Annotated in this window: 17 protein-coding genes; 4 read left to right on the plus strand and 13 right to left on the minus strand. The window is 71.8% G+C overall.

Annotated elements, in window-relative coordinates; all coding sequences use genetic code 11:
* Positions 1-21: 21 nt before the first annotated feature.
* The 7 genes from ACFY2A_RS14980 to adhE form a co-directional block, all read right to left on the minus strand.
* Positions 22-825: a class I SAM-dependent methyltransferase gene (locus ACFY2A_RS14980; protein WP_363924258.1), complete on the minus strand. Its 804-nt coding sequence runs from the start codon at positions 823-825 to the stop codon at positions 22-24.
* On the minus strand, positions 822-2,072 hold the full coding sequence (locus ACFY2A_RS14985) for an MFS transporter (RefSeq protein WP_363924259.1): 1,251 nt from the start codon (positions 2,070-2,072) through the stop codon (positions 822-824). Before ACFY2A_RS14985 ends, ACFY2A_RS14980 begins: the two co-directional genes overlap by 4 nt.
* Positions 2,069-3,091: a dipeptide epimerase gene (locus ACFY2A_RS14990; RefSeq protein ID WP_387171910.1), complete on the minus strand. Its 1,023-nt coding sequence runs from the start codon at positions 3,089-3,091 to the stop codon at positions 2,069-2,071. The genes ACFY2A_RS14985 and ACFY2A_RS14990 overlap by 4 nt, the downstream gene beginning before the upstream one ends.
* A complete protein-coding gene (locus tag ACFY2A_RS14995; RefSeq protein WP_387171912.1) occupies positions 3,088-4,164 on the minus strand; it encodes a PLP-dependent cysteine synthase family protein in 1,077 nt (358 codons plus the stop codon). The genes ACFY2A_RS14990 and ACFY2A_RS14995 overlap by 4 nt, the downstream gene beginning before the upstream one ends.
* A complete protein-coding gene (locus ACFY2A_RS15000) occupies positions 4,158-5,003 on the minus strand; it encodes a Rossmann-like domain-containing protein (RefSeq protein ID WP_387171914.1) in 846 nt (281 codons plus the stop codon). Before ACFY2A_RS15000 ends, ACFY2A_RS14995 begins: the two co-directional genes overlap by 7 nt.
* On the minus strand, positions 5,000-6,274 hold the full coding sequence (locus ACFY2A_RS15005; protein ID WP_387171915.1) for an ATP-grasp domain-containing protein: 1,275 nt from the start codon (positions 6,272-6,274) through the stop codon (positions 5,000-5,002). Before ACFY2A_RS15005 ends, ACFY2A_RS15000 begins: the two co-directional genes overlap by 4 nt.
* Positions 6,275-6,397: 123 nt before the next feature.
* A complete protein-coding gene (adhE, locus tag ACFY2A_RS15010; protein WP_387171917.1) occupies positions 6,398-8,980 on the minus strand; it encodes a bifunctional acetaldehyde-CoA/alcohol dehydrogenase in 2,583 nt (860 codons plus the stop codon).
* Positions 8,981-9,229: 249 nt separating this feature from the next.
* On the opposite strand from adhE, the gene pflB reads away from it, so the two are divergent.
* The 4 genes from pflB to ACFY2A_RS15030 all read left to right on the plus strand — a co-directional run bounded on the left by pflB (position 9,230) and on the right by ACFY2A_RS15030 (position 13,618).
* Positions 9,230-11,509, plus strand: a complete 2,280-nt coding sequence (pflB, locus tag ACFY2A_RS15015; RefSeq protein WP_387171919.1) for a formate C-acetyltransferase — start codon at positions 9,230-9,232, stop codon at positions 11,507-11,509.
* Positions 11,509-12,288: a pyruvate formate-lyase-activating protein gene (gene pflA, locus ACFY2A_RS15020; RefSeq protein ID WP_363924266.1), complete on the plus strand. Its 780-nt coding sequence runs from the start codon at positions 11,509-11,511 to the stop codon at positions 12,286-12,288. The genes pflB and pflA overlap by 1 nt, the downstream gene beginning before the upstream one ends.
* A gap of 107 nt (positions 12,289-12,395) precedes the next feature.
* Positions 12,396-13,079, plus strand: coding sequence for a GntR family transcriptional regulator (locus tag ACFY2A_RS15025; protein WP_387171922.1), 684 nt, complete (start codon positions 12,396-12,398; stop codon positions 13,077-13,079).
* 53 nt (positions 13,080-13,132) lie between these two features.
* Positions 13,133-13,618: a MarR family winged helix-turn-helix transcriptional regulator gene (locus tag ACFY2A_RS15030; protein ID WP_387171925.1), complete on the plus strand. Its 486-nt coding sequence runs from the start codon at positions 13,133-13,135 to the stop codon at positions 13,616-13,618.
* A gap of 54 nt (positions 13,619-13,672) precedes the next feature.
* On the opposite strand, the gene ACFY2A_RS15035 is transcribed toward ACFY2A_RS15030, so the two are convergent.
* The 6 genes from ACFY2A_RS15035 to ACFY2A_RS15060 form a co-directional block, all read right to left on the minus strand.
* Positions 13,673-14,998: a sensor histidine kinase gene (locus tag ACFY2A_RS15035; protein WP_387171927.1), complete on the minus strand. Its 1,326-nt coding sequence runs from the start codon at positions 14,996-14,998 to the stop codon at positions 13,673-13,675.
* Positions 14,998-15,654, minus strand: a complete 657-nt coding sequence (locus ACFY2A_RS15040) for a response regulator transcription factor (RefSeq protein WP_363924270.1) — start codon at positions 15,652-15,654, stop codon at positions 14,998-15,000. The genes ACFY2A_RS15035 and ACFY2A_RS15040 overlap by 1 nt, the downstream gene beginning before the upstream one ends.
* A 129-nt stretch (positions 15,655-15,783) precedes the next feature.
* On the minus strand, positions 15,784-17,151 hold the full coding sequence (locus tag ACFY2A_RS15045; protein ID WP_387171930.1) for a cytochrome P450: 1,368 nt from the start codon (positions 17,149-17,151) through the stop codon (positions 15,784-15,786).
* Positions 17,148-18,227: an alpha-hydroxy acid oxidase gene (locus ACFY2A_RS15050; protein WP_387171931.1), complete on the minus strand. Its 1,080-nt coding sequence runs from the start codon at positions 18,225-18,227 to the stop codon at positions 17,148-17,150. The genes ACFY2A_RS15045 and ACFY2A_RS15050 overlap by 4 nt, the downstream gene beginning before the upstream one ends.
* A gap of 46 nt (positions 18,228-18,273) precedes the next feature.
* Complete coding sequence (locus ACFY2A_RS15055; RefSeq protein ID WP_387171933.1) at positions 18,274-19,854, minus strand: FAD-dependent oxidoreductase; 1,581 nt, start codon at positions 19,852-19,854, stop codon at positions 18,274-18,276.
* Positions 19,855-19,923: 69 nt separating this feature from the next.
* On the minus strand, positions 19,924-21,438 hold the full coding sequence (locus ACFY2A_RS15060; RefSeq protein WP_387171935.1) for an aromatic amino acid ammonia-lyase: 1,515 nt from the start codon (positions 21,436-21,438) through the stop codon (positions 19,924-19,926).
* Between the last annotated feature and the right edge of the window lie 15 nt (positions 21,439-21,453).

Genomic DNA, 21,453 nt, shown 5'->3' on the forward strand with positions numbered 1-21,453 from the left:
CTTTCGGTACGGAGGTGAGAGTCACGCCGCGTCGTCGCGGCGGCGGGCGACCAGGTGCAGGCGGTCGCCGGACATGACGGTCGACAGCGCGGCCGCCGGATGCCAGGGCGGGTCGGTCCGCGGCCCGGGGGCGTCGAACAGGGCCACGACGTCGAACCCGGCGGTGTCGAGCAGGTACCGCAGTTCGGCGGGGAACAGCAGCCGCCATGCCGAGGTCTGCACCAACGGTCGCGGGCAGGCCGGCCAGGTCCAGACGCGTTCGCGGCGCAGCAGTTGCTCGCGGTGGTCGATCCACAGCCGCGTCGCAGCGGTGTACGTGACGTCGCGCCAGGTCACGCTGCGGGTCCGGGTGCCGTCGAGGAGTTCGGTGTTGCCGAGGAAGAACGCGCCGTTGCGCATCTCCGCCAGCAGCAGCCCACCGGGGCGCAGGTGCCGGTGACAGCGCCGCAGGAACGCGGTCAGGTCGGCGTTGTGGTGGCAGTACAGCAGTGCGCTGTCCAGGCAGGTGACGACGTCGAAGTGGTCGGTCAGGGCAAAGGTGCGCATGTCGGCGCGCACGAAGCGGACGCCGGGATGGCGGCGCTGGGCGTAGGTCAGCATCGGCACCGACGTGTCCAGCCCGGTGGCGGTGTAGCCGAGGGTGGCGAGGTGCCCGGCGTCGCGGCCGGTACCGCAACCGACGTCGAGCAGCCGGGGCGCGGCGACGGTGCGGTCGGCGAACCGGCGTACGAGGTCGTCGACGAACCGGGCGGCAACGTGGTCCGGGTCGGGAAACTGCTGTTCGTACAGCTCCGGGTGGTCGGTGAGGAGATTCTCCCCGCTCATGACACGCCCGCCGACGCCGCCGCCGGTGCTGCCGGTGCCGGCATGAGCAGGCCGCCACGGCGCAGCAGCCACACCGCACCCGCCGATGCCAGCCCGACGCCGGCGGTGAGCAGCCACGCCGCTGCGGGCACGCCGGCGTCTCCGGAGGTGCCCACCGCCGCGCCGACGGCGGCGGTGCAGCCGGCGGCGAGAATCCCGGACACCAGGTAGAACAGGCCGAAGTAGGTGCCGGTCAGCCCAGGCCCGGCGAAGGCGGGGATCAGCTCCAGCACGAACGGCTGGGTGATCATCACCCCGAGAGTGAGCAGGACGGCAGCGGCCAGCACGGGCAGCAGCCGCAGCACCGGTGGTGCCGACTCCACCCGCAGCAGCGGCAGCAGGAAACCGGCTCCCATGACGGCCATACCCACGGTGATGCTCGTGCCGCGGCTGACGCGGCGATGCAGCCAGCCGGTCAGGGGCAGTTGCAGGGTGAGCGTGACGACGGTGGAGACGACGAACAGCACCGCGACCGCCACGGGCTGCCCGGTGACGTGTTCCGCCTGCACCGGCAGGATCAGGTACAGCTGGGTCTGCAACGCGAACATGCCGGCCAGCGCCACGCTGAAGGCCAGGAACCGGCGGTCGGCGATGCCGGTGCGCCAGTCCTGCCAGACGGTGGCCGCGCTGGACGTCACCGGTTGGGCGGGCAGCCAGATCGCCTGCGCCACGGTGAGCGCGGCGAACACCGCCGCGGCGGTCAACGCGGCGACCCGGAAGTCGACAAGCAGCAGTGCGGCGCCGAGCAGTGGGCCGAGCAGCGCGCCGGCGCTGGCGAACACGTTGAACAACGCGAACGCCTCGGCGCGCCGGTCGGCGGCGGCCTGCGCCACGTAGGTGCGCACGGCCGGGTTGAACAGCGCCCCGGCCAGCCCGGACAGGATCGACGCAGCCAGCAGCAGCGGCAATGAGGTGCTGAGGGCGAACAGTCCGAAGCCGACGGTGCGCAGGGCGCAACCGGTGATGATGACGCTGCGGGCACCGAGCCGGTCGGCGGCCGAGCCACCCAGCAGGAACAACCCCTGCTGACTGAGGTTCCGTACACCGAGCACGATGCCGATCACGGCGGCGGACAGGCCGACGTCGTCGGCCAGGTAGCCGGCGAGGTAGGGCAGCAGCAGGTAGAAGCCGACGTTGACGCCGAGCTGGTTGACCACCAGCAGTCGGATCGGCAGCGGGAAACTGCGCAGGGTGGCCCACGTGGTCATCGGGCCGCCCGCACGCCGAGACCGGGTTCGTCGGTCAGCCGCAGGACACCGTCGTGGCCGCCGATGCCGGTCCACGGATCGTCGGCGAGCAGCAGGTGCCCGTCCAGGTCGATCCAGCGGGCGTCGCCGGTGAGGTGCGCCGCTGGTGCGATGCCCAGCGAGCTGGCCACCAGGCAACCCAGCATGAGATCCATGCCGTACGCGCGGGCCGTGGCGGCGATCTGCTGTGCGGCGTGGATGCCGCCACACTTCGCGAGCTTGATGTTGATGCCGGCGACCGTGCCCGCCAGGGCGTCGAGGTGCGCCAGCGTGGCGGCGTCCTCGTCGGCGATGACCGGCACGTCGGTGCGCGCGCTGATCCAGGCGAGTAGCTGCGGTGTTCCGGGCGCGATGGGTTGTTCGACGGCGTCGATGCGGTGCGGGCGCATCGTGTCGAGCAGCCGCACGGTCTGCTCGGCTGTCCAGGCGCCGTTGGGGTCGAGGACGAGCCGGGCCTGCGGCATGGCGGCGCGTACGGCGGCGATGCGGGCCGGGTCGGCGGGGTCGCCGCACTTGACCTTGACGAGCTGGAAGCCGCGCCGCGCCAGCGCCCGGGCGGTGGTGGCAGCGTCCTCCGGAGCGACCATGCCGATGGTGTGGGCCGTGGGTGCCGGGGAGAGGTCCGGCCGGCCGAGCCACTGATGCACCGGCATCCCGGCGCGCCGGCCCACCAGATCGTGGACGGCGGCGTCCAGCGCCGCCAGCACCCCGGCGGGCAGGTCGGCGGCGAGCGCGGGCAGGTCCGCAAGCAGCGATTCGGGTGCACCGTAGCCGTGCGTCCGGTCGGTGAGCCCGGCGAGCAGATCGAGGATGGCGGGCAGGTCGAGGCCGTAGTAGACGCTCGTGACGACCTCGCCGTGGCCGGTGACGCCGTCGTGGGACAGGTCGACCTGGACGGCGTCGCGGCCCGGCATCGTCGCGCGGGAGATCCGCAGTGGCTCGCGTAGCCGCAGCGGGTAGGTGCGCCAGCCGAGCCTCATGCCGGCACCGCCAGGCGGCGCAGCGGGTCGAGGACGGTCCGGCAGCGACTCCACCGGGTGACCTCGACGGCGTTCGGGTACGGGATCTCGATCGGGTGGCCCGGTGCGGGGGCGAACAGCCCGTGGGTGGCGCAGAACGCGTCGTCGTAGATCGAGTCGAGGTAGCGGTGCGGACCGTCCGGGAAGATCGTCACCACCCGAGCGCCGGGCTGCATGCGGCTGATCCACGCGGCGACCCGGGCGACCGCGCCGGTGCTCCAACCGCCGGTGACGAAGGCCGAGCGCGCCAGGCGGCGGCAGCTGTCCACCGCCTCCACCGGGCCGATCCAGTGCACCTCGTCGAAGGCGGTGTAGTCGACGTTGCGGGGAAAGATGCTGCTGCCCAGCCCGCGCATGAGCCGTGGCCGCGCGGGTTGGCCGAAGATCGTCGAGCCGACGGTGTCGACACCGACGAGCCGCATCCGGGGCCAGTGCCGCCGCAACGCCCGGGCCAGACCGGCGCTGTGCCCGCCGGTGCCCACGCTGCACACCAGCACGTCTACGGCCTCGACCTGCCCGGTCAGCTCGGCGGCGAGGGTCCGGTAGCCGGCGGCGTTGTCCGGGTTGTGGTACTGGTCGGGCCAGTAGGCATCCGGCGTGCGCGCCAGGATCTCGTGCAGTCGGTCCAGGCGGGCCTGCTGCCACCCGCCGACCGGGTGCGGCCGCTCGACCACCTCGACCACCGTCCCGTAGGCGGTCAGCAGCGCCCGCATCGGTCGTTCGATGTCGCGGTCCACCACGACGATGACCGGGTGGCCCAGGGCCTGTCCGGCGAACGCCAGCCCGATGCCGAGGGTGCCGCTTGTGGACTCCACCACGGTGGCTCCCGGCCGGAGGTCACCGCGCTGCCGGGCGGCCTGCAGCATGGCCACGGCGGCGCGTGCTTTCATGCCGCCCGGGTTCAGATACTCCACCTTGGCGTGGAAGCCACCGTGCGGGTGCGGCAGCGGGGTGTCGACGAACGCCACCGGGGAGCGCCCCAGCAGGTCCAGCAGGTGCGGTGCGCACGTTCTCGGCGCGGCGTCGGTCAGCATGGCGACCCGGCGGCGCGGTAGCGGTAGACCGTCGTCGGTCCGCCGTCGAGCCAGAAGAACGGGTACGGTTCGGCGGACAGGGCGTTGAGCCCGGCGCCGAGGAAGCACGGCAGGACGGCGCTGCCGGTCTGCGCGAAGGCCACCATCGGTTTGCCGGTGGTGCGGGCGTGCCGCAGCAGCGGCTCGAAGGTGCCGTTGCCGAGGGTCATGCCGGACACCAGCAGGGCGTCGCAGCGTTCCAGCAGGGCGGCGGCGTCCGGCAGGCACGGCTCGTCCCACTCGGTGCTGCCGCCGGCCAGATCGCAGGGCAGATAGCCGATGCCGCGGCGGCGCAGCTGGCCGAGCAGGGAGTTGACCACGCCGACGACCAGGACCTGCTGTCCCGGAGCCACCGGTATCAGGTCCACCACCGCGGCGGCTCTGGCGGTCGACTTGGCGAGCGAGGTGCCGGCGGGGATGGTGACCGTGTCGTCGGCGACGTGCGTGTGCGGGCGCGCGGCGGCGAGGTAGGCGTCCAGAGCCGCGACGCGGACCGCCGGCACCGGATGGGTGAGCAGTTCCGCCACACTGCGGCCCACACAGTCGTACGCGACGTCGTCGGTCAGCTCGTCCGGCTCCGTCGCGCAGGAGCCGACGGTGGCGCCCACCCGCAGACTCAGCACGTGGTTGCGGTAGCTGCGGCCGCGTCCAGCGTGCCGGGCACCTTGCCGGGTGGTGAACGCGACGCTGATCTGCTCGGTGGCCGGATCGGGACCGAATCGGGCGGTGCTGACGGCTTCGATCAGGTCCGTCACCGACCTGAACGGCTCACCGGTCTCCACCGGCGTCGGTGTCGTCACGCCAGCGCTCCGGCCAGGTCGTCGGCGTATCGGACGCTCAGGCCGGCGACCAGTTCCTCGGCCCGGGTGCGGGCGCCGGGGCCGGTGGTGTCCACCGTCATGACGTGGCCGAGGTAGGTGTTGTTGCTCACCGCGTCGCCCGTGCGGTGCCCGGCGGGCTTCACCGCCCAGTCGACGACGTCGGGCGCTGCGGCCAGCGTGGCCGCACCGTCGATCCCGGCGACGGTTCCGGCGCGGGGCGGCAGCAGGAACGAGATGGCCGCGCTGCGCACGCCCGTGTCGGTCACCGCGAGGTCCGGCTGTTCACCGAGGGCGAGCTGGGTGTACACCATGGGCAGATCCACCCCGGTCGCCCGCCGCACCAGCTCGGTGATCTGGTTGCCCGCCGGGCGTGGGTTGATCTCCACCACCCGCGGTCCGGCGGCCGTCAGCCGCAGCTCGGTGTGCGCCACTCCCCGGTCGAACCCGACCGCGGCCAGGGCGGCGACCGCCATGTCGCACACCGCGGTGAATGTCGCGGCGTCGAGCGCGGCGGGGAACATGTGTCCCGTCTCGACGAACCACGGCTCGCCGGCCAGGCTCTTGTCCGTCACGCCGAGCACCGTCGTCGTGCCGTCGACGGTGACGGTCTCGACGCTGACCTCCGGCCCGACCAGCACCTCTTCCAGCAGCACCTGCGGTGACCGCTGTTGGCCACGGGCGTTGACCGGGAACGCGTCGAGGGCGTCGAAGGCCTCGCGCAGTTCGGTCCGGTCGGCCACCAGCCGGACGAACATCCCGGCGCACAGGTCGACCGGCTTGATGACCAGCGGGAAGCCCAGCGTACGCGCGGCGGTCTCGGTACCCGGCCAGTCCTCGGTGACCGCGAACGTCGGACCGGGCAGGCCGGCCGCCTGCATCCGTTGCCGCGCCAGGTCCTTGCGGCAGGCGTACTCGACGGCCTCCGGTCGGGCGCCCGGCAGGCCCAGGTGTGCGGCGAGTCGGGCTGCCGTGCCGAGGTAGTAGTCGCACGAGGTGATGACGCCGTCGAACCGCAGCACCTCGTGCAGCCGCTGGATCTGGGACAGCAGCATGTCCAGGTGGTTGGTGTCGGCGGTGATCACGTTGTCCGCGGCGAGCAGCGGGTGCACCCCGTCGCCGCCGCTCTGGCCCAGGTAGTGGTGCAGGTTCCTGGTCAGGAACGTGAACCGATGCCCTGCTTCCCGGATCGCCCGGGGCAGCAGGGTGCTCATCGCACCGACCCAGCTCTCAATCACCAGCAGATGTCCCACCGCGCACTCCCGATGTTCAGGGGATCCCCGACCACCAGACGATAACGGTTGTCATTTGCGATGGCTAGCCGGGTCCCCCGTTCACCACCGAGGAGAACCGCCCGCCGCGACCGGCGGCGGTGCTCACCTGCCGTGGTACGCGGCCCGCATGAGGTCCTGCATGTCGTCGAGCATGGGCATCCGCGGGTTGGCCGGAGCGCACTGGTCCTCGTAGGCGTTGAGGGCCTGTTGCCGCAGTGCGGCGAGGAAAGCCGCCTCGTCGACGCCGACGGCCTGGAAGGACGGCTCGATGCCGACGGCGTCGCGCAGCCGCTCCACCGCGGCGGCGTACGACTCGACCCCCTCCTGCGCGGTGGCCGCCGGCAGGCCCAGCATCCGGGCGATGTCCTGGAACCGCTCCGGCGCCCGGTAGTCCTCGTACTTGGGCCATCCGGTCAGCTTGGCCGGTGTCGTGCCGTTGTAGCGGATGACGTGCGGCATCAGGATCGCGTTGGTGCGTCCGTGCGCCACGTGGAAGGTGGCACCCAGGGTGTGCGACATGGCGTGCACGATGCCCAGGAAGGCGCTGCCGAAGGCCATGCCGGCGATGGTTCCCGCGTTGTGCATCTTCTCCCGGGCCTCGGCGTCGGCCGCGCCGTTGCGCACCGCGCGCTCCAGGTAGGTGAAGATCAGCTTGATGGCCTGCAACGCGAGTCCGTCGGTGAAGTCGTTGGCGTAGACGGAGACGTACGACTCGGTGGCGTGGGTCAGCGCGTCGAAACCGCTGTCCGCCGTGATGGTGGGCGGCAGGTCGGCGGCGAGGACCGGGTCGACGATGGCCACGCTCGGCGTCAGGGCGTAGTCGGCGAGGGGGAACTTCTTGCCGGTGGCGGTGTCGGTGATGACCGCGAACGGAGTCACCTCGGCGCCCGTGCCGGAGGTGGTGGGGATGCAGACCAGGCGGGCCCGCTCCCCCAGCGTCGGGAACTTGAAGGCCCGTTTGCGGATGTCGAAGAACTTCTCCCGCATGTCGGCGAAGACCACCTCCGGGTGTTCGTAGCGCAGCCACATCACCTTGGCGGCATCCATCGCCGAGCCGCCGCCCAACGCAATGATCGTGTCGGGCTGGAAGGACCGCATCAGCTCCGCGCCCCGGTCCACCGTGCCGACGCTCGGCTCCGGTTCGACATCGTCGATGATCTGCAACGCCGCCCGCTCGGGCCGCTGCTGCAGGACGGTGATCAGCCGGTCGACGTACCCCAGCCGGGTCATGGTGTGGTCGGTGACCACGGTGACCCGGTGCACGTCGGGCAGGTCGGCCAGGTAGCGGATCGCGTTCGCCTCGAAGTAGATCTTCGGCGGGACCTTGAACCACTGCAGGTTGTTGGTCCGGCGGCCGATCCGCTTGACGTTGACCAGGTCGACCGCGGTGACGTTGTTGGACACCGAGTTGCGACCGTAGCTGCCGCAGCCCAACGTCAACGAGGGCAGGAACGCGTTGTACATGTCGCCGATGCCGCCCTGCGACGCGGGAGCGTTCCAGATGATGCGCACCGCCTTGACCCGCCGCCCGTACTCCTCGACGAGCTGCGCGTCCTCGGTGTGGATGACCGCGCTGTGGCCGAGGCCGTTCAGCTCGACCATCTGCTCGGCGTACCGGATGCCCTCCTCGGTGGACTCGGCGCGTAGCACCGCCAGCACGGGGCAGAGCTTCTCCCGGGTGAGCGGTTCGGCCGGGCCGACGTGGTCCACCTCGACCAGGATCACCGACGTGTCGGCCGGCACGGTCAGGCCGGCGCGCTCGGCGATCCACGCTGCGCTCTGGCCGACGACCTGCGGGTTGAGCCGCCCACCGGCGCAGTCGGTGCCGCCGGCCGCCACGCCGAAGATCAGCTCCTCGATCCGGCGCTTCTCGTCGGGAGTGGCCCGGTGGGCGTGCAGTCGCTGGAACTCGGCCATCGCCGCCGGATACACCTCGGCATCGACGATCACCGCCTGCTCGGAGGCGCAGATCATGCCGTTGTCGAACGACTTCGACAGCACGATGTCATGCACCGCCCGGCGCAGCTTCGCGCCACGATGGACGTACGCCGGCACGTTGCCGGCGCCCACGCCGAGCGCCGGCTTCCCGGACGAGTACGCCGCCCGCACCATGCCGTTGCCGCCGGTGGCCAGGATCGTGGACACGCCGGGGTGCTTCATCAGCGCGCCGGTGGCCTCGACGGAAGGCTGCTCGATCCACTGGATGCAGTGCTCGGGTGCGCCCGCGGCGACGGCGGCGTCCCGGACCACCCGGGCCGCCTCGGCACTGCACCGCTGGGCGTCCGGATGGAAGGCGAAGATCATCGGGTTGCGGGTCTTCAGGCCGAGCAGCGCCTTGAAGATGGTCGTCGACGTGGGATTGGTGACCGGGGTGACGGCGCAGACCACGCCGACCGGCTCGGCGATCTCGACGATGCCGTTGATCTCGTCACGGGAGATGACACCGACCGTCTTCAGGCCCGCCATGTGATTGGTGACGTGCTCACACGCGAAGATGTTCTTGACGGCCTTGTCCTCGAAGACGCCACGGCCGGTCTCGGCCACCGCCGTTCGCGCCAGATCGGCGTGCCGGCTCAGCGCCGCCACGGAGGCCTTAGCCACGATCCGGTCGACGCGCTCCTGGTCGAAGGCGGCGTAGTCGTCCAGGGCCTTGAGTCCATTGCCGACCAAGGCGTCGATGGCCATTTCGGGCGTGCTGGCTGTCCCGTTCCGCGGCGGCGGGGCAGAGGCGGGCAGGAGGCTCGTCGCGGTGGCGGCGGTCATCCGGATCACTCCGATCGTCGATGCCGGCTCACGTCGTCCGGTCACACCCCGATCGTCGCCGCCGCACCGGTGCCCGCGCCGGTGTCCAGCGGCCCGGACCGCCCGGGTCTTTCGCCCCTGACCGTCCGGCCGTGCCCGCGAGAGGCTCGAAGAGAGCTTCCAGGAGGAGACATGTCCCAGCAGCACAGCCCGGCGGTCCGACCCGAGCAGCGGGCGACGGCGCGGCCCGACCCGTGGCGCGGCTTCCACGGCGACGCCTGGCGCGACACTGTCGACGTCGCCGGATTCGTCCGCGACAACGTCACCCCGTACCACGGCGACGCCCGGTTCCTCGCCGGGCCGACCCCCCGCACCACGCAGCTGTGGAACCGGCTGCGTGACCTGTTCGTCATCGAACGCGAGCGTGGGATCTACGACGTCGACCCGCACACCCCCGCCACGATCACCTCGCACGCGCCCGGCTGGATCGACCGGGATTCCGAGCTGATCGTCGGGCTGCAGACCGACGCGCCGCTGCGCCGGGCGATCATGCCCAACGGTGGGCTGCGGATGGTGGAGAACGGGCTGACCGCGTACGGCTTCGAGATGGACCCACTGGTGCGCCGCATCTTCACCACGTACCGCAAGACCCACAACGCCGGAGTCTTCGACGCCTACCCCGCCGACGTGCTGGCGGCGCGGCGCTCGCACATCGTCACCGGGCTTCCCGACGCGTACGGCCGTGGCCGGATCATCGGCGACTACCGGCGGGTCGCGCTCTACGGCGTCGACCGCCTCGTCGCCGAGCGCCAGGCGATCAAGGCGTCCCTGGACGATCACCCCTGCACCGAGGACGTCATCCGCGACCGTGAGGAGCTGGCCGAGCAGATCCGCGCCCTCGGTGAGCTCAAGGAGATGGCGGCCGGCTACGGCTACGACATCAGCGCGCCCGCCGCCACCGGCCGCGAGGCGATCCAGTGGCTCTACTTCGCCTACCTGGCCGCCACCAAGGAACAGAACGGCGCCGCCATGTCGCTGGGCCGCACGTCGACCTTCGTCGACGTGTTCCTGGACCGCGACATCGCCGAGGGCCGGCTCACCGAGTCCGCCGCCCAGGAGCTGATCGACGACTTCGTGATCAAGCTGCGGATCATCCGGTTCCTGCGCACCCCCGAGTACGACGAGTTGTTCTCCGGCGACCCCACCTGGGTGACCGAGGCGATCGGTGGCGTCGGCGCGGACGGTCGGCCGCTGGTGACCCGCACCAGCTTCCGGTACCTGCAGACGCTGTACAACCTCGGTCCGGCGCCCGAGCCGAACCTGACCGTGCTCTGGTCGGCCGACCTGCCCACCGGTTTCAAACGCTTCTGCGCGCAGGTGTCGCTGGACACCAGCGCCATCCAGTACGAGAACGACGACCTGATCCGGCCGGTGTACTCCGACGACACCGCGATCGCCTGCTGCGTGTCGGCGATGCGCGTCGGCAAGGACATGCAGTACTTCGGCGCCCGCGCCAACCTCGCCAAGGCCCTGCTCTACGCGATCAACGGCGGTCGGGACGAAATCACCGGCGAGCAGGTCGCGCCCGCGACCCCGCCCGTCACCGACGACGTGCTGGACTACGACACCGTCCTGGCCGCGTTCGACCGGACCCTCGACTGGCTCGCCCGCACCTACGTACGCGCGCTCAACGTCATCCACTACATGCACGACAAGTACGCCTACGAGCGGCTGGAGATGGCGCTGCACGAGCACCCGGTGCACCGCTTCCTCGCCACCGGAATCGCCGGGCTCTCCGTCGCCGTGGACAGCCTCTCGGCGATCCGGCACGCCCAGGTCAAGGTGCTGCGCGACGGCACCGGCCTGGTCACCGACTACACCGTCGACGGCGACTACCCTGCCTTCGGCAACAACGACGAGCGGGCCGACGCGATCGCCGTCGACCTGGTGCAGCGCTTCATGGACAAGGTTCGGGCGCAGCCGACGTACCGGGGTGCCGAGCCGAGCCTGTCTGTGCTCACCATCACGTCGAACGTGGTCTACGGCAAACACACCGGCAACACCCCGGACGGTCGTCGGGCCGGCGAGCCGTTCGCTCCCGGCGCGAACCCGATGAACGGCCGGGACACCCACGGCCTGGTCGCGGCGGCGCTGTCGGTCGCCAAGCTGCCGTACGCCAGCGCCCGTGACGGCATCTCGCTCACCACCACGGTCACCCCGGACGGGCTCGGCCGCACCCGCGACGAGCAGATCGACAATCTCGTGGGGGTGCTCGACGGTTACGCCGACTCGGGCGGCTTCCACCTCAACGTCAACGTCCTCGACCGGGTCACCCTCGAAGACGCCATGGCGCACCCCGAGCGGTACCCGCAGCTGACCATCCGGGTCTCCGGGTACGCGGTGAACTTCGTCCGGTTGACCCGCGAGCAGCAGCGCGACGTCATCTCCCGCACCTTCCACGGCCGGCTCTGATGACGACGATCGTCTGGCCGTCGCGCCCGCACGTCGTCCCCGCCGGTGCGGTGGTCGGGTCCGTCCACTCCTTCGACACGTCGACCGGAGTGGACGGGCCCGGCACCCGCTTCGTCGCGTTCCTCGCCGGCTGCCCGCTGCGCTGCCGCTTCTGCCACAGCCCCGACACCTGGTTCCAGCGCAGCGGACGGGCCATGACCGTGGACGAGCTGGTCACCGAGATCCGGCGGTACGAACGCTTCATCAAGGTGGCCGGTGGTGGCGTCACGCTCAGCGGCGGCGAACCGCTGCAACAGGCGCGGTTCACCGCTGCCGTGCTGCGCAGGTGCAAGGATATGGGCCTGCACACCGCACTGGACACCAGCGGTTTCCTGGGCGACCGCGCCACCCCGGAACTGCTCGACGCGACGGATCTGGTGCTGTTGGACATCAAGAGCTGGGACCCGGCGACCTACCGCCGGGTCACCCGGACCGGTGCGGTCGCGCCGACGCTGCGGTTCGCCCGCCGTCTCGCCGAGCGGGGCACCCCGATCTGGATCCGCTTCGTCCTGGTGCCGGGCCTCACCGACGACCCGGCCAACGTGGCCGGCGTCGCCGACTTCGTCGCCACGCTGCCCACCGTGCAGCGGGTGGAGGTGCTGCCGTTCCACCGGCTCGGCGAGCACAAGTACCGCGCGCTGGGGCTTCCGTTTCCCTGCGGCGACACCGAGCCCCCCACGCCCGAACTGCTCGACCGGGTGCGTGCCCAGTTCGCGGAGCGGGGCCTGCTGACCCGGTGACCGGCCGGCCGGCTGCCGATGCGGGCAAGGGTCCGACTGCCGAGGTGTCAGAGCACCGCGAGGCGAACCTGGTTGACAGCGGGAGCACCCGGTGTGCAACATATCGCATGCCTGTTCCACGGGGGCCCGGACTCGCTCCCCGGTCACTTCTTCGCGACGAGGCCTACCGGGCGATCCGCGACGCCATCGTCGGCGGCACGCTGGCCCCCGGCGAACGCCTCAACGACAGCGACCTGGTCGAGTGGCTCGGCGTCAGCCGCACCCCGGTCCGGGAGGCGCTGGCACGCCTGGAGCAGGCGGGTCTCGTACAGACCAAACCCGGGCGCTACACGATGGTCAGCCCGCTGGACGTCCGCGCCGCCCGAAACGCCCACTCGGTCACGGCCGCCATGCACGAACTGGCGGTACGCGAGGCCCTGCCCAACCTCTCCACCGACGAGATCGACGTCATGCGCGAGGCCAACGCACGGTTCGCCGAGGCGCTGCGGCGCAACGACGTGGACGCGGCCATTGCCGCCGACGACGACTTCCACGCCGTCGCGGTGCAGGCCAGCGCCAACCAGGCCCTGCGCGACGTGCTCGAACAGTTCACCCCGGTGCTGCGTCGCCTGGAGCGAATGCGTTTCTCCTCACTCGGTGGCCGGGAGTCGGTCGCCCAGCACGACCGGATCATCGCGCTGTGCGAGGCCGGAGATGTCGGGGGTGCGGCGGCCGCCACCCGCGCCAACTGGGAGACCCTCGCTCCCCTGCTCGACACCGACGACCCCGGTCACTCCAGGTCGACCGGTTGACGGAGCAGGCGTCCCACACTCTCGCAGGTCAGGCCGGGACGTACGCTTGCGGCATGCCTGACGAACCTCGGTGGTTGACCGACCACGAGCGCGACGCCTGGCTTGCGCTGGCCAAACTCATGTTCAACCTGCCGAGCGCCCTCGACGCCCAACTCCTGCGCGACAACCACCTCACGCTGTTCGACTACTTCGTGCTCAGCGGCCTGTCCATGACGCCCGGACGCACCATGCGGCTCAGTGATCTGGCCGGCCAGATCAGCTGCTCGCTGTCCCGACTGTCGAACGTCGTCAAGCGCCTCGAACAGCGGGGCCTGCTCCGCCGCGCGCCCGACCCGGACAGCCCCCGCTACACCGTGGCCACGCTCACCGACGCCGGGTGGGACCTGGTGGTCGCCGCAGCGCCCGGGCACGTCGCAGCCGTGCGTCACTACGTCATCGACGGCCTCACCGCGAGCCAGATCGACGTCCTGCGCGAGGTGGCCTGCCACGTGACCCGGCAGATATCCGAGACCCCGGAGGCCACCGCGCGCTCCCACTGACGCCGGCGGCAGGTGTCGTCCCGCACGTCCCGACCGGTCGGATGCCCTGCCCGGTCAGCCGTCGCCGGGGACCGATGCGGGCGTCGGCGGCGCGAGCGTCGACGCGGCCGGTTGCGGGATCGTCCCGACCGGCAGCCGGACGGCGAACCGGGCGCCCCGACCAGGATGGCCGCGGGCGTCGATGGTGCCCCCGTGCCCGGTGACCACCTCCCGAAGCAGCGCCAAGCCGAGTCCGGTGTGCCGCCGCTCCGGGCCCGCACCGCTGTAGAACCGGTCGAAGATGCGGTCGGCCGGATCGAAGCCGTTGCCGGTGTCGGCGACGATCAACTCCGCCACCTCGTGGGCGGACAGGCGCACTGTCACGTCGATGCGCCCGCCGGCCGGGGTGTGCGTGAGGGCGTTGGTCAGCAGTTCGCTGATCACCCGCCGCAGCGCCGATTCCACCCCGGCGACCGGGACCGGCACGTCCGGGCGGCTGAGGGTGAGGGTCACACCCTGTTCGCCGGCCCGGTCATTCTCGGCGAGCACAGCGGCCTCGGCGAGGGTGGCCAGGTCCACCGGGTCGGCGGCCGGCCGGTCACCCGGTGCTGCGGCCAGCCGGGCGGAGAGCAGCAGGTCGTTGACGACCTCGCCGAGCCGTCTGGTGGTGCCGGTCAGGCGATTCAGCTCCGACTGGTACTCGACGGGCAGGTCGGCCGCGCCGGCCCGCCGCGCCAGCAGTTGGGCGCGGGTGTGCACCTGCGCGATGGGCGTACGCAGTTCGTGGCTGACGTCGGCGATGAACCGGCGCTGCCGGGCGAGGGAGTCGGCCAGCGGCGCGACGGCGAGCCGACCCACCACCGACCCGCTGGCGACGGCGACGACCAGCCCGAGCAGTTCCGCGACGGCGAGCGCGACGAGCAGGTGGCGCCGGTCGGCGAGCTGGTACCGGGCGTCGAAGATCGCCTGCACGACGTCCTCGCCGCGGGTCTCGGTCAGGACGAAGTAAACCGTGCCGTTGCGCGTGATCGTCGTCTCCGCCGGGATTCCGGTACTGGCCGTGGTGGTCATCGCCGGCGCCAGCGGGAACCCGGGCGGCGCCGGCACCGTACCGCCGCTGATCTCGCCGTCGCGGAGCAGGAACAGCCAGGTGCAACCGGGCGGACCGGACGGGTCGCTGCGGCTTGCGGTGTAGGCGAGTTCCCGTTTGATCTGACGCTCCTGGCCACGGACCAGCATGCCGTAGGCGAGCACGCCGACCACCGTGACCAGGACGGTCACCGCGAGCCCGACCAGCACGCCGACCCGGCGACGGGCCCGGGCCACCACGATGCGCTCGGCCACCATCCAGGAGAGGCCGGCCCGTGCCGGCCGCCGCAGCCGCACCTTCCGCCACGGCATCACAGCTCACCGAGCCGGTAGCCGAGGCCGTGCACGGTACGGACCGCCGTCCGGCCGAGCTTGCGGCGCAGGTAGTACACGTAGGTGTCGACGATGGAGGTCGCCGCCGCCTCGTCGAAGACCCGGCGGCGCAGCTCGGAGCGGGTGTGCACCGCCCGGGGGCGCACGGCGAGCACGCGGAGCAGTTCGAACTCCCGGGCGGACAGTGCCACCCGGGTGCCGTCCGCCAGCACCACGTCCCGCAGGCCGAGGTCGAGCCGGCCGGTACCGATCGGCAGCGCCTCGGCGCCGTCGGACGTACGTCTGCAGAGCGCCCGGATCCGGGCACTCAGTTCGTCCAGGTCGAACGGCTTGATCAGGTAGTCGTCGGCGCCCGCGTTCAGGCCGGCGACCCGGTCGTCGACGGTGCCGAGCGCGGTGAGCAGCAACGCGCGGGCCCCGATCGCGCGGGAACGCAGCCGGGTCAGCAGGTTGAGCCCGTCGAGCGCCGGCAGCAGCCGATCGATCACCATCACGTCGTAGGGTCGGGTGAGCCCGAGATGCAGGCCCCGTTGTCCGTCCCGGGCCACGTCGACCTCGTACCCCTCGTCGGCCAGCACCTCGGTGAGCATGTCCGCGAGTTCCGCGTCGTCCTCCACCAGGAGCAGCCGGTGCACGCCTGGTGATACCCCGCTTACCTGTAGCACATGTCGAGAATCCCACACCGATCCTCGACATCGATTGTGACCAATGTCTCTATGTTGTCTCGATCGGGCATCGCCGACGTCCCGATCGACCTTCCGTGGTCAGCGTCGGACCTCCTCGACGTGGCTCGCGCAGAGGCGCTGGCGCCGGGCGTCGAGCACCATCCAGGTGCCCAGCGCCAGTTGGACGAGGCTGCGCCACACGTCGGACCAGAGGTCGCCCCAGCGCATCACCGACAGCCGGACCCGTGCGGGCGGGCGGGCGCCGGTCGGGACGAGGAAGCAGGGACCGCGGTTCGGCAGCGACCGGGTGTGCCGCACGGTGGAGACCAGGGCGTACCGGCGCAGCACCTCCCGGGTCACCGCGCGCATCATCACCGGCGCGATGCCGCGTGCCGGGCAGGCCCGGTTGGCGGTGACACCGAAGGGGACGAAGTGTGCGGCCCGGCGGTCGAGGGTCAGCCAGCGGGCCGGCTCGAAAGCGTCGTCGGCCGCCGGTCCGCTGCGCTGGTAGGCCAGGTAGTTGAAGAGCAGCACCGAGCCGGCCGGGATGGTGAGCCCCGCGTCGACCTCGATCGGACCGGACGTGATCCGGTGCGCCACCCCGAAGAGCGGATGCACCCGCAGCGTCTCGTCGATCACCCGGTCCAGGGCGGCGTCACCGTCGGGACCGTCGAGGGTGGCGACCAGGTCACGCTGCACCGCCGGATGTTGCGCCACGGCGAGCAGGAGGTGCGCCATCGCCTCCGACATCTGCACGACGGCGGTGTTGAAGAAGGTGCCCTGGAGGTACCACGCGGTCTCCTCGGCGGTGAAGGGTTCCGGCAGCGTCACCGGCGCGGTGCCGGCCTCGACCCGGGCCCGCAGATAGCGGGTCAGCCGGTCGCGCCGGTCCAGGTGCCGCAGCCCGCAACACTTGAGCGCGGTGACCACGTCGTCGGCGTTGGCCACGATCAGCGCCCGGACGTCCGGCGGGCACGCCGCGCCGAAGACGAGTTCGTAGTACACCTCCGCCCAGATCGGCATCATCAGGTCCCGCAGCCGGACGTGGCGGGTCCGGCCGGCCGGCAGTTCGTCGAGGATCCGTCGGGTCGCCGCGCCGGCCAACTCGGTCGAGCGCCGGTGCGACACCGCGACCACCCGCCTGGTCGTCCGGGCGACCGTGCGGTAACGCTCGCCCGGCTCCAGGTGTTCCTGGTGCATCTGCGGCCCGGGCGCCAGCCAGTACCAGAACAGGTCGGAGATGCCGGCACCCCGGCTACGCCCGCTGGCCGCCGGATGGGAGTAGATCCGAACGAAGTGCTCGGGCCCGATCCCGGGGCCGGGCACCGGGATCCCCTCGGCACCGTTCACCCGCCTGAAGATCCACTCACGGAGCCGGATCACCGCCGGTGGCAGCCGGCGCGGCAGCAGCCACCCCACGGCCAGCAGACCGGCCAGGCAGCACAGCAGCACCAGCGGGCGGGTCATCCCGGCACCCGGTCGAGGATCAGCTCGCGGGTGAGGTCGGCGGGGCGGACCGCACCGGCAAGCGTCATGGCCCGGGCCAACTCGGCGCGGAGCAGGTCGAGCAGCTGTCCGACGCCGTGCTGTCCCCGGGCCGCCAGCGCCCAGACCACCGGTCGGCCGATCCCGACCGCGACGGCCCCGAGCGCCAGCGCGGTGAGGATGTCGGTCCCCCGGCGGATCCCGCCGTCGAGCAGGACGGGGATGCGTCCACCGACCGCCGCCACGACCGCCGGCAGGGCGTCGATGCTCGCCGGTACCCCGTCGAGCTGCCGCCCCCCGTGATTGGAGACCAGCACGGCGTCCACGCCGTGCGCGACCGCGAGCCGGGCGTCGGCGGGGTGCAGGATCCCCTTCAGCACGATGGGCAGCCGGGTCGTCCCGCGCAGCCACTCGATCCGCGCCCAGTCGAGGGTGGCGTCCATGACGATGTCCCGGATCCGGCCGGTCTCCGGGTCACGCATGTTCTCGCAGCAGTAGCCGGCCGGCAGGTCGAGGAAGCCGTTGCGCAGGTCGCGGTCGCGGCGGCCGAAGACCGGCGAGTCGACCGTGACCACCAGGGCGCGGCAGCCGGCCGCCTCAGCCCGCCTGATCACCGAGGCGGTGAAGCCGAGATCCGGCTGTGGATAGAGCTGGAACCACAGTCGCGCCGGTCGGTGCGACGGGTCACTGGCGTCGGCCACCGCCTCGATCGGCGTGGTGGCGGCCATGCTCACCACCAGGACGGTGCCGGCCGCCCCGACCGCCCGGGCCGTCGCCACCTCCCCCTCCGGGTGGGCCAGCCGGTGAAACGCGGTCGGAGAGACCAACACCGGCATGGGCAGTGTCTCGCCGAACAGTTCGGTCCGCAGGTCGCGCTCGCCGCCGCCGCGGAGCACCCGGGGCAGGATCCGGTACGCGTCGAAGGCCGTCTCGTTGGCCCGCAGCGTCCGCTCGTCCCCGGCGCCACCGGCGAAGAAGTCCCGGTGCACCGGATCGAGCCGCAGCCGGGCCTCGGCTTCCAGATCGCCGACACGGTACAGGGGACCCGGATCGGCCACGGCTGGATGGCACGGGGTCACCTGCGCCGGCACCGAGGGCACGGTGTCAGCCCACCGTCGTCGTCAGGCAGCGGTTCAGGAAGGCGACCAGCGGCGCCCGGTGCACCTGCGGCTTGTTCCACTGGTTCTCCAGGTTCTCCGCCAGGTGGTGCTCCGCCGTCACCTGGCCGCCGCGGTGGTGACGCACCACCGGATGCAGGTACGCCGCGTCGTGGGCCTGGCCGGCCGTGTCCTGGGCGATCCGGCTCACCGAGATGTCGAAGGGGTCGACCTGGTCGTGGTCGGGACCGTACTCAAGGGTGACGACGAACGCGTGCTCGACCGGATGGTCGGCGGTGGCCAGCCCAGCCTGCCCGAGGTAGTCGACCGGCAGCTCCTCGTGGTAGCGGGCGCTCGGCCCGGCGACGGTGAGCACGTCGGCGAGCACCGCGAACTGCTGCCAGAGGCCGGAGGAACGGTTGACCCGCTCGATGATCGCGTCGGCCGCCGCCTCGGCGGTCGCGTCGAGCTTCTCCGCCGGCCACGGATTGTCGTGGTAGCGGTGTTCCAGGATGCGGTGCAGTGCCCGCACCCCGTACCGGAAACCATGAATGAAGCCGTTCGTCGACTTCTTGAAGTCGCGCTCCTGGGTCAGGGTGCCGGCGAAGAAGAGACCCGGCACGTTCACCGACTCGAACGCCGGGGTCTGGGCCGGGAAACGATCGTTGATCACCAGCGTCGGGCGGCAGTCCTCGGCGAAGATCGACGGGTCGAAGCGGAAACCGGTGCAGGCCAGCACCCGGTCGTAGCGCAGCTCCTTGGTGACCTCGTTGGCTCGGGAGAAGCCGAAGGTCACCCGGTAGCCGTCGCCGTCCCGCTCGATGCCGCGCACGTGCCCGTCCAGGATCGCGTTCGCCGACTTGAGCTGGTAGGTGTCCAGGAAGTTGTTGTTCACCGCCCGCAGGTGTCCGACGTAGTGGGTCCGCCATGCCATCCGGACCGAGCTCGGCCCCGCCACATGGACCAGGGTGGTGGTCTCCATCAGGCTGTCCGCGGTCTCGAAAGCGGAGTTGCCCTTTCCGATGATCAGCACCCGCTGGTCGAGGAAGTCGCGCGGGTCGACCGGCATCTCGTCGTACCGCTCCGCCAGCTCGATGCCGGGGATCGGCGCGACGTACGGCTGCGCGACCCCGGTCGCCACGACGACTCGACGCGCCCGGTACGTCGTACCCGCCTCGTCGGTGACCACGAAGCCACCGTCGCCGGACCGGGCGACCCGGACCACCCGGGTCTGGTAGCGGACCCGGACCCCGGTGGCCGCCGCGAAGTCCGCCAGGTAGCGGACCATCACCTCGGCGTCCGGGAAGTAGCGCTCGGTGTAGCGGGTGAACCGCAGCGCCGGGTCGTCGCTGAGCAGCGAGTTCCAGTCCAGCCGCAGGTTCAGCTCCGGATCGTCGGAACCGGTGTGCGGCTTGTTGATCGAGATGAGTTGACGGTGCCGGGGAAACCGGGTGAAGAAGTCGCCGGGAACGTCGGCGGACTCCAGTACCAGGTAGTCCCGTCGGCCGTCCCGTTCGAGGAGCGCCCCGAGCTGAAGTCCGGCCGGCCCCGCCCCGATGATCAGATAGTCGAGCATCTCTCCGGTCACCAGGCGACGGTACGAAGGCGAACTCAGAGAAAAATCAGCCCGGGACGCGGTCGTCGCCGTCGATGCCGATCAGCCCGGTGGCTCGGTCAGCAGGTCGAGCAGGTCGGCGGCACGGCGGACATCGTCGTCGAGCGGGCGGTCCGGGTCGATCGCCGGCACGATCTCCGCGAGCCGCTCCAGCAGGGCGACGCTGGCCGGTGCGGTAGGGGTACGCGCACCGACGTGGACCGCCTGGCGCAGCCCCACCGCAAGCGTTCCGCAGATCAGCCGCAGCAGCCGCGCCTGGTCCACGGCGCGCAGCGCGGCCTGGGTACCGAACGGGACGACGTCCTGGTTGTGCAGATTCGTCGGCAGACTCTGCATCCCGGCCGGGGTGGCCTGCCGGCGGATCTCCGCGACCATCGCGGTCGCGGCGAGCTGGGCACCCTGTAGCCCGTGCTGCCGTCCCGGCCCGGCCGCGAGCATCGGCGGCAGCCCACCGTTGCGGACCGGGTCGACCAGGAGGTCGAGTTGGCGCTCGACCAGGTTGCCGAGCTGCGCGGCCACGGTCGCCAGCACGTCGGCGGCGAAGGCCGCCGGCTGGCCGAAGAAGTTGCCGCCGTGCAGCACCAGGTCGTCGTCGGGGACGAACAGCGGGTTGTCGCTGACGCTGCGCAGATCCGACTCCACCACGCCGTCGACGTACCGCAACGCATCCTCGGCCGCGCCGAGCAACTGCGGGGTGCAGCGGATGCTGTACGCCTCCTGGAGCGGACGCCCACCCGACGGCACCCCACCAGCGAGGCACTGCCGCATCCGGGCGCCGACGTCGACCGCGCCGGGATGCCCGTACGCGGCCAGCAGCCGGGGATGCAGGAACTGGCCGGGGTCGCAGCCGAGCACGTCGACGAGCAGGCAGCTCAGCAGCTGGGCGGCCCGGTGCGCGCGGCGGATGTCGTCCAGGGCCAGCGCGGTGGCGGCGGTGGTCAGCGAGGTGCCGTTCACCAGCGCCAGCGCGTCGCGTCCGTCCAGGAGCAGCGGTGTCAGGCCGGCCGTGGCGAGCGCCTCGGCGGCGGGCATCCGGTCACCGTCCAGACAGGCCCAGCCCCGGCCCCGCAGCGACTGGGTGGCGTAGGCGAGCGGGATGAGGTCACCGCTGGCCCCGACCGACCCGAGGCGGGGCATCGCCGGCACGAACGTCGTACCGAACATCGCGGCGAGCCCCTCGACGACCCGGAGCGAAACGCCGGAGGTGCCCTGGCCCAGCGACCAGACCCGGACCAGCATCGCCGCCCGGACCACCTCCGGGTCGATGTCCGGGCCCTGACCGGCGCCGAGGTGGGCGAGGGTGTTGTCGCACTGGTCCGCGTCGTCGTCGCGGCCGGCGAAACCGACGAGCGCGCCGAACCCGGTGGTGGCACCGTAGACCTGACGGTCGTCGCCGAGGACCGCTCGCAGGTGGTCGCGGGAGCGCCGCACCCGGTCGCGTACCTCGGCGGTGATGTCGACGGTGACCTCTGTCGCGGCCCGGCGCAGGTCTGCCACCCGCAGCGGACGGGCCAGGTCGATCGGGCTGACCGCGTCGGACGCGGTGGGGGTCGTCATCGGGCCGACCGTAGC

This window comes from Micromonospora sp. NPDC000442 (genome assembly GCF_042898635.1).
Lineage (GTDB): Bacteria > Actinomycetota > Actinomycetes > Mycobacteriales > Micromonosporaceae > Micromonospora.